Below are 7944 nucleotides of genomic sequence, written 5' to 3'. Positions count from 1 at the left end.
GTGAAATCAGGCGCAATCAACACCTCAAAGAATAAGGAATTCATTTCTTCAGCCGCATCCTTGTCTACTGTTTGATTGGTTACCAAAACACCACCAAAAGCAGAAATTGTATCTGCTGCGAATGCTTTTTGATAAGCTTCCTTAACGGTAGAAGCCAAAGCTACACCACAGGCATTGGTATGCTTTAAGATGGCAAATGCAGTTTCGCCTTTAAACTCAGCAATCAAATTAACCGCAGCATCTACATCCACCAAGTTGTTGTAGGATAATTCTTTCCCATTTAGTTGATCAAAAAGGGCATCCATGTCTCCATAGAAATGCGCAGCTTGATGAGGGTTTTCCCCGTATCGAAGTGCTTTTGCTTTGTTTTCAGAAACTTTTAGAGAAGGAATATTTTCTTCTTGGTTGAAGTAATTAAAAATGTGGGTGTCATAATTAGAAGAAACCTGGAAAGACTGCGCTGCAAAATAACGACGGTCGGCAAGGGTAGTGCAACCATCTTGATCAGCCAATTTTTGCTCCAATTCCTGATATTGATCTTTAGAAGCGATAATGGTTACATCTTTGAAATTCTTAGCCGCAGCACGGATTAAAGAAATTCCACCAATGTCAATTTTCTCGATAATATCTGCTTCAGAAGCTCCCGAAGCCACAGTTTCTTCAAAAGGATACAAATCCACAATCACCAAATCAATAGCAGGAATATCAAATTCCGTAGCTTGAGAAAGATCTCCCTCATTATCTCTTCTGTAAAGGATTCCGCCAAAAATCTTAGGGTGAAGTGTTTTTACTCTACCTCCAAAGATAGAAGGGTAGCTTGTCAAATCTTCCACTGGGACAACTGATACACCTTGCTCTTCGATAAATTTTTGGGTGCCTCCTGTAGAATATATCGTTACACCATGTTTTTTTAATAAGGCAATGATAGGTTCTAGATTGTCTTTATAAAAGACTGAAATAAGGGCAGATTGAATTTTTTTTGTGGCCATTTGGTAATGGTTTTGTTTGATTTCTATAGGATAATCTTCTCCGACTTTGCGGAATGCAAAGGTAGGGAAAAAGACCTAAAAGAAGGGAGAATAAAATATAATTTGGGGTGATCTAAAATTAGAAAAAAAGTTTTTCAAAAAGTTTGGAATAGAATCTTAGGCTAAGCTATTTAAAGAGATATTTTTTTTACCTCACCTTGGATTGAGCATGTTGATTTAACTGTATTCACAATCGTACCAAAATTTTCAATATTTTTTTGAAGTAAAGATGCATTCAGCTTTTCATCATTGCTATAAACCTTCAACTCATAAATAATTCCGTCCATTCTAGGAGGTTTTTCAAGGCGCGTCCCTCTAACTTTTATCTCTGCTTTTTCATATTCAAAATTCATCAAAGAAGAAAATCGTTCTACGTTTTTCAAGATGCAAGCAGAGATCGATCCTAGAAATAATTCGGCTGGGTTAGGCAGAAGATCGGCCGTGTCCGCTGTAATCCCAAACTCAATTTTTGATTCTTTGATCGATAGTGAGGCTTTCTGCTTTGAATGAGAACTAGCTTTGCTGGAATAGATCATGATTTTTTGTTTAAGGGGTTGTCTGGGCAATATAGAAAGTCATTTCTTACTTTTTTAAATCCCTAATTAGAAAGAAAGATTTACTGATTTATATCATTATTTTATCATAAATGAATCATAAGTATACCAGAGTTTACTGCCTAAATTGGAGCATTCTAAAAATTTAGACAAACCGACAAAAGCATGGATAACCTGGTAATTTCATTTGGTGAAATTGGGATAGAGGATGTTCCAAAGGTAGGTGGAAAGAATGCCTCTTTGGGGGAAATGTACCAAAAACTCACTCCGTTGGGTATTCGAATACCTAATGGTTTTGCAGTTACTTCTACTGGTTTTCGTCTTTTTATAACTGAAAATAAACTTAAACAAGTAATCCAGGATCAGTTGGATAATTTGGATCTTAAAGATTTTTCTAATCTTCGGGAAGTTTCAGATCAGATCAAGGCACTAATTTTAAAAGGGGAAATTCCGGAAAAATTAGCTGAGGAAATCACTCAATCTTATCAATCTTTGGGAGGGGCAAATCGTCCAAGTCCAGATGTGGCAGTCAGAAGCAGTGCCACAGCAGAAGATCTTCCCGGAGCAAGTTTTGCCGGATTACATGAATCATTTTTAAATATTAATGGGGAAGAAGCTTTACTGAAAGCAGTTCGTTCCTGTTTTGCATCCATGTATAATGGTAGGGCAATCAAATATCGCCATGATAAAGGTTTTGATAAACATGATATTGCCCTTTCTGTAGGAGTGCAGCTAATGGTACGGGCAGATAAAGCAAGTAGTGGGGTGTGTTTTTCTATTGATCCTGAATCTGGTTTTACTAATTCTGTGCTGGTAACAGGTTGTTGGGGACTAGGCGAAAATATCGTTCAGGGAGCAGTAATACCAGATGAATTTTTGGTTTTTAAACCAAGTCTTGAAAAAGGGAAAAAAGCCGTTATTTCAAAAAAGGTAGGGTCGAAAACCAAAACAATGATTTATTCTGATTCCGGTGGAGTAGTGAATTTGGATACACCTTTGGAAAAACAAAAAGAACTCGTTTTAAGCGATGAGGAATTGGAGACTTTGGGGAAATGGTCTGTTGAAATTGAACAACATTATAAACTTCCCATGGATATTGAGTGGGCAAAAGACGGGATCACAGATGAACTTTTTATCGTCCAGGCCAGACCTGAGACCATTCATGCAGACAAAGATCCTTACCTCTTGAAAGAATTTGATCTGACAGAGAAAGGGGAATTACTCAGTACGGGCTATGCAATTGGTGGAGGAATTACCTCAGGTAAAGTGAAAATTATTATGTCTCCATCGGAAGCAGACCTTTTAGAGGAGGGGGATATTTTGGTTACCGAAGTGACTAATCCGGATTGGGACCCTGTCATGAAAAAAGCTGGGGCAATCATCACCACAAAAGGAGGACGTACGAGTCACGCTGCTATTGTAGCCAGGGAAATGGGGGCTTTGGCCATTGTTGGGGCAGAAGGAGCTTTGGAAGTCCTAAAAAATGGAGATGTAGTCACGATCGATAATTCTTCTGGTAAAATGGGAAAAGTGTATGAGGGTCAGTTGAAATGGAAAACTACAGAACATGATTTTCACGGCTTAGAACTTCCGAAGACCAAGCCAATGTTTATTCTGGCCGATCCGGATAAAGCATTTAATCTTTCCTTTTTCCCAAATCAGGGAGTGGGATTGATGCGGATGGAGTTTGTGGTGAATAGTAGTATTCGAATTCATCCTATGGCTTTGGTTCATTTCGACAAACTTGAAAATCAAGAGGAAAAGACTCAGATCGCAGAATTATGCAAAGGATATTCTGATAAGAAAGAATACTTTGTGGACAAGCTTTCTCAGGCTATCGCAACTATTTCAGCAGCTTTTTATCCGAAGGATGTAATACTGCGAATGAGCGATTTTAAGTCTAATGAATATGCCAATTTGCTCGGAGGACATCAATTTGAAATGGATGAAGAAAATCCCATGCTTGGATTTAGGGGGGCTTCCCGCTATTATCATGAGCGCTATCGGGAAGGATTTGCTTTGGAATGCGAGGCAGTAAAGAGAGTTAGGGATGATATGGGATTAGAGAATCTAAAAGTTATGATTCCTTTTTGCAGAACGCCTGATGAGGGGAAAAAGGTAATCCAGATTCTTAAAGAACAGGGGATTAAACAAGGAGAAAATGGATTAGAAATCTATGTCATGGCAGAAATCCCTTCGAATGTAATTCTAGCGAAAGAATTCGCGAAGATTTTTGATGGATTTTCCATTGGTTCAAATGATCTAACTCAGCTAACACTCGGTGTGGATCGGGATTCTGAGGTGTTGAGTGAGCTTTTTGATGAGGGTAATCCGGCAGTTAAATGGATGATTTCTGAAGTAATCCGGGAAGCTAAAGCAAATGGAAAGAAGATCGGGCTTTGTGGTCAAGCACCTAGTGACAATCCTTCCTTTGCTAAATTTCTGATAGCTCAGGGAATTGACAGTATTTCTTTCAATGCCGATGCTTTGCTTAAAGGAATAGAAAATATGATAGAAGCCGAAACAAAAAAATCTAAATAGGATGAAAAAACTGGAAAATAAAACCGCAATAGTAACCGGAGCAGCATCAGGAATGGGAAAAGCTATCGCCAGGCTTTTTGGGCTGAATGGAGCAAAAGTAGTAGCCGTTGATCTAAATCCCGATGATGCGATGGAGGTTGCTGAAATGATCCGAAAGGAAGGAGGGCATGCGATAGGATTGAAATGCGATGTTTCAAATGAGGCACAGGTCAAAAAAATGATTCATGCGGCCATTTTAGAATTTGAAACCATAGATATCTTGGTCAATAATGCGGGGATCATGGACAACTTTACTCCTCTGGATAAGGTAACGAATGAGCTTTGGGCCAAAGTGATGGGGGTAAATATTAATGGACCTTTTTATACCTCTAGAGAAGCTATTAGCCAGATGCTAAAGCAAGGAAAAGGGGTGATGATCCATATTTCTTCGGTAGGGGGAACACATGGAGCCCGTGCTGGTTTAACTTATACTACCTCTAAACATGCTTTGGTAGGTATGAGTAGGAATATTGGGTTTATGTATGCTAAAAAGGGAATTCGAAGTAATGTGATTGCTCCTGGCGGCGTTAATACGAATATCATGAAAAATGCGGATCCAGACGAGGAAGGCGCTGCGCTATGCAGTTCGGGTGCAGGATCCATGCCTCGTATGGGAGAGTCTGATGAGATTGCAAAAGTTGCTTTGTTTCTTGCTTCTGAGGACTCCTCATTTGTCAATGGGGAAGTGTTGACTGCTGATGGAGGTTGGACTGCTTATTAGGATAAATAGATTTGTGATTGCGAATGGGTTTGTTTGAAAATTTCAAAAAATGAATATTCGCAAGTCTTAATCTTCGAACAAAAATACTGGCAGGATTGCGAATATTCGTCCAATGACCACAGAGGACAATAGATAACAAATAAAATCTTGTTTCCCGCTAGTATTTATTTGGATAGTGGTGAGAAAGCGTACATATATATTTCTAATTATTGAATTTTTTGATTGTCTAGAATAATACCTTTTAGTATCATTTCCATTGCCCATTTTAAGGTTTCGTATGATTCTTCATTGTCTAAATTACAGACATCTTTACATGTAATAAGTGAATCGATACCAGTCAAAACTGAAGTGGTATTTATCAATTTATTAAAAGTGTCTTCATTTAAAATACCTTTATAATTTTCTAGAGCCAGATTTAGAGATTTCATCCTTCGAGCTCCCCTCAATGGCTCATTTGAAACGATAGACTCTGACAATACTGCAGCAAGATATCTTCTGAATACGGTTTCATTTTCTTGAGCCAAGTCAAAGTAGTGTTTCTGGATATAAAGTATTTTTTCTGCAAAGGGTAGGTCTTTTACATCTTCAAATATTTGCTCGGAGGTCTTATGGTGAAGATCCAAAGTTGCCTCTGTAAAGAGCAAGTCAATGTTGGAGAAGTATCGATACATTGTCGCTCTGGAAATTTTAGCCTTTTTAGCCACATCCTCCAAAGTGATTTTTTTTTCTTTTTGCATTAACTCTTTTGCTGCCTGAAGTATTTCAAGCCGAGTTTGTAGCTTTTGCTTTACTCTTCCTTTATTGATTTCAGATTTAATCATGAGACTAATGTCTCATAAAATTTGGAATGAACAAAATCTTAATTTATTATTGTGAGACAGTTGTCTCATAAATTAAAATTAAAATGGTAGAAAATAGAAGTTCATGGGTTTTAGGGCATAAAATAAGCCCTGTAGAAGTTTCAGGAAATTATGATTTGGTTATCGGTGAAACTGCTCCAAATGTTCCTGGGCCTCCTCCACATTTTCATTCAGCCTTAAATGAGGTATTCATGGTGATTGAAGGAGAAATGGAATTTGTAATAAACGGTGAACTCAAAAATATCAAGAAGGGGGAATCCGTTGATCTTCCTCCAAATGTTGTCCATACTTTTAAAAATTCAGGTTCTACAACTTGCAAATGGATTAATATCCATAGTCCAAAAGGATTTTTATCTTTTTTTAAAGATATGGGTATTCCTGAAAATGAACCGGATGCAATGAGAAAGTCAGTTGATGAAAGTATCATTAATAAAGTGATGCTGACTGCAGCTAATTATGATATGCATATCAAGTTGTAAGAATTATTCCTAATAATTAGTGGAGTCAATTTTACCAAAAAGACCTTTTTTGCATTAACCGGAGTTTCAAAACCAATCCCTTTGCTTTTAAGATTCAATTTTAAAAGCAGAGGGTATAAATATTCATTGGATTGATTTTTAGGATATTTTTCTTTCCTGGTTTTGACTATATCTTAAAAATAGGACGTGAAAATCATAAAATTGTACTTCTAAAAATTTAGCATTTCTACATTTATCACTATTATGGTTTATATTAATTTTTTTGATAACAACCCAAAATAAGAAATGATAGTACACAATAAGTTTGACTTGCAGCTGGTATTAAAATTCAGCTTAAAAAATATATTATTTAGTATTGGAGTTACCTCAATTGCCGTTTTCCTTCATTTCGAAATTGGAATGAAATATTGGCAAATCCCAATTACTATTATTGCCACATTGGGAACCGCTTTGGCAATAATTCTTGGTTTCCGAAATGGATCTGCTTACGAGCGCTGGTGGGAGGCTCGCAAGATTTGGGGTGGTTTGGTAAACGACAGTCGTACTTATTGCCGCCAAGTTCTTTCGATGGTAAATTTGAATCATGCAATCGATCAAGATCCATCGAAAGTAAAGGAAATTCAAAAAGACCTTATTACAACTCATCTTAGTTTTATTAATTCACTAAGGTTACAATTACGTGGGAATCTTGATGAAAATGAATGGAATGAAAAAGTGTACAAAGGCCTAGACAAAGTAACATTTGAATCCATCCGAAATAAATCCAATAAGGCTAGCCAGTTGTTGATCCAGCAAGGTAAAAAGTTAGAACATTGTTTAAACACTGGATTCATTGAAGATTTCCGGCATATGAATATGGATAATACCCTGACACGTTTGTCCGATTTTCAAGGGAAGTCAGAAAGGATAAAACACACTCCATTTCCAAAAGCATATGAGATTTTCAATAGAATTTTACTTGGTTTATTTATTCTGTTTCTTCCTTTCTCATTGCTTCCGATTTTTAGCGATATGAATGGCTGGTGGCTGGTCTTTCCAGTTACAGTTTTAATTTCTTGGGTATTCTATGGAATTCATCAAATGGGCCTTTTAATGGCAAATCCTTTTGAGAATTTTAGATGGGATGTTCCTTTGGATGCATTATGTAATACCATTGAAATTGATTTGCTAGAAGCAATTGAAGCAGATACAATTCCTAAAAAACTCATTCCAAATGAAGAAGGTATTTTGATGTGATTAGAAATAAATGAAGTAATAGGGAAAGGGGAAATCCGCTTATTTTTTCAAATGTTAATCCCGGTTTTTAATCAAATAGCATCCCTTCTTTCATTAATTAAAGATTCTACTGTACTCATCTAGGGGATTGAGATTTATGGAACGATTAGTTAAATATGTTCCTTGTTTAAGTCATGATCTTGGTCTGAATGACAAATCTGTCTACTTCCCAATCACACTTCATGTGTAGGGCAAGGCATCAATTTTAAATCATTTTTAACCCTTAATCCTAATAGCACAATGGCTAAATGTTTCGCATTGAAGGGCTGGAGTTTGCCAGTAATTGAAAGTATGCAAAAAACAGGACGACCTTTCGTGGTCGTCTCCTTCCCGGCTAAAGACTTCAAACCAAAAAATTATAATGGAAATGTGATGATTTATCCTCAGAAGCGCCAATTTTCAAAACTTGAAATACCTGAATCGCTGAATAATGAACCTTACTTCGTA

The 7944-nt window shown here is 36.9% G+C and carries 7 protein-coding genes and 1 pseudogene; 5 read left to right on the top strand and 3 right to left on the bottom strand.

Going from position 1 to position 7944, the window contains the following annotated elements; all coding sequences use genetic code 11:
- Together purH and Q0L68_RS12985 are read right to left on the bottom strand one after the other, a co-directional pair.
- Nucleotides 1-989, bottom strand: a 989-nt coding sequence (gene purH, locus Q0L68_RS12990; protein WP_296703846.1) for a bifunctional phosphoribosylaminoimidazolecarboxamide formyltransferase/IMP cyclohydrolase, incomplete at its 3' end; no start/stop codon positions are given.
- A 170-nt stretch (nt 990-1159) separates the two neighbouring features.
- On the bottom strand, nt 1160-1564 hold the full coding sequence (locus Q0L68_RS12985; protein ID WP_296703843.1) for an OsmC family protein: 405 nt from the start codon (nt 1562-1564) through the stop codon (nt 1160-1162).
- Between the two features lie 183 nt (nt 1565-1747).
- Between Q0L68_RS12985 and ppsA the strand changes: the two genes are divergently transcribed.
- Nucleotides 1748-4123 (top strand): phosphoenolpyruvate synthase, encoded by a 2376-nt coding sequence (gene ppsA, locus Q0L68_RS12980; RefSeq protein ID WP_296703840.1) that lies wholly within the window; start codon nt 1748-1750, stop codon nt 4121-4123.
- 1 nt (nt 4124) lies between these two features.
- Nucleotides 4125-4883, top strand: coding sequence for a glucose 1-dehydrogenase (locus Q0L68_RS12975; protein WP_296703838.1), 759 nt, complete (start codon nt 4125-4127; stop codon nt 4881-4883).
- A gap of 206 nt (nt 4884-5089) precedes the next feature.
- Here Q0L68_RS12975 and Q0L68_RS12970 read toward each other — a convergent pair whose 3' ends face one another.
- Nucleotides 5090-5704, bottom strand: a complete 615-nt coding sequence (locus tag Q0L68_RS12970) for a TetR/AcrR family transcriptional regulator (protein ID WP_296703836.1) — start codon at nt 5702-5704, stop codon at nt 5090-5092.
- Between the two features lie 83 nt (nt 5705-5787).
- Between Q0L68_RS12970 and Q0L68_RS12965 the strand changes: the two genes are divergently transcribed.
- The 3 genes and pseudogenes from Q0L68_RS12965 to Q0L68_RS12955 form a co-directional block, all read left to right on the top strand.
- Nucleotides 5788-6222 carry a cupin domain-containing protein gene (locus tag Q0L68_RS12965; RefSeq protein ID WP_296703833.1) on the top strand — a complete coding sequence of 145 codons (435 nt, stop codon included), beginning with the start codon at nt 5788-5790 and terminating at the stop codon, nt 6220-6222.
- Nucleotides 6223-6507: 285 nt separating this feature from the next.
- The gene (locus Q0L68_RS12960; protein WP_296703830.1) at nt 6508-7458 is read left to right on the top strand and encodes a bestrophin family protein; all 951 of its coding nucleotides are present in this window, start codon (nt 6508-6510) and stop codon (nt 7456-7458) included.
- Between the two features lie 279 nt (nt 7459-7737).
- Nucleotides 7738-7944 (top strand): annotated as a pseudogene (locus Q0L68_RS12955) (carboxylate--amine ligase); the annotation flags it as partial.

The sequence above is a fragment of the Algoriphagus sp. genome (assembly GCF_024642405.1).
Lineage (GTDB): Bacteria > Bacteroidota > Bacteroidia > Cytophagales > Cyclobacteriaceae > Algoriphagus.
The sequence above is the reverse complement of the archived record's forward strand: the minus strand, read 5'-3'. Positions and strand labels throughout refer to the sequence as shown.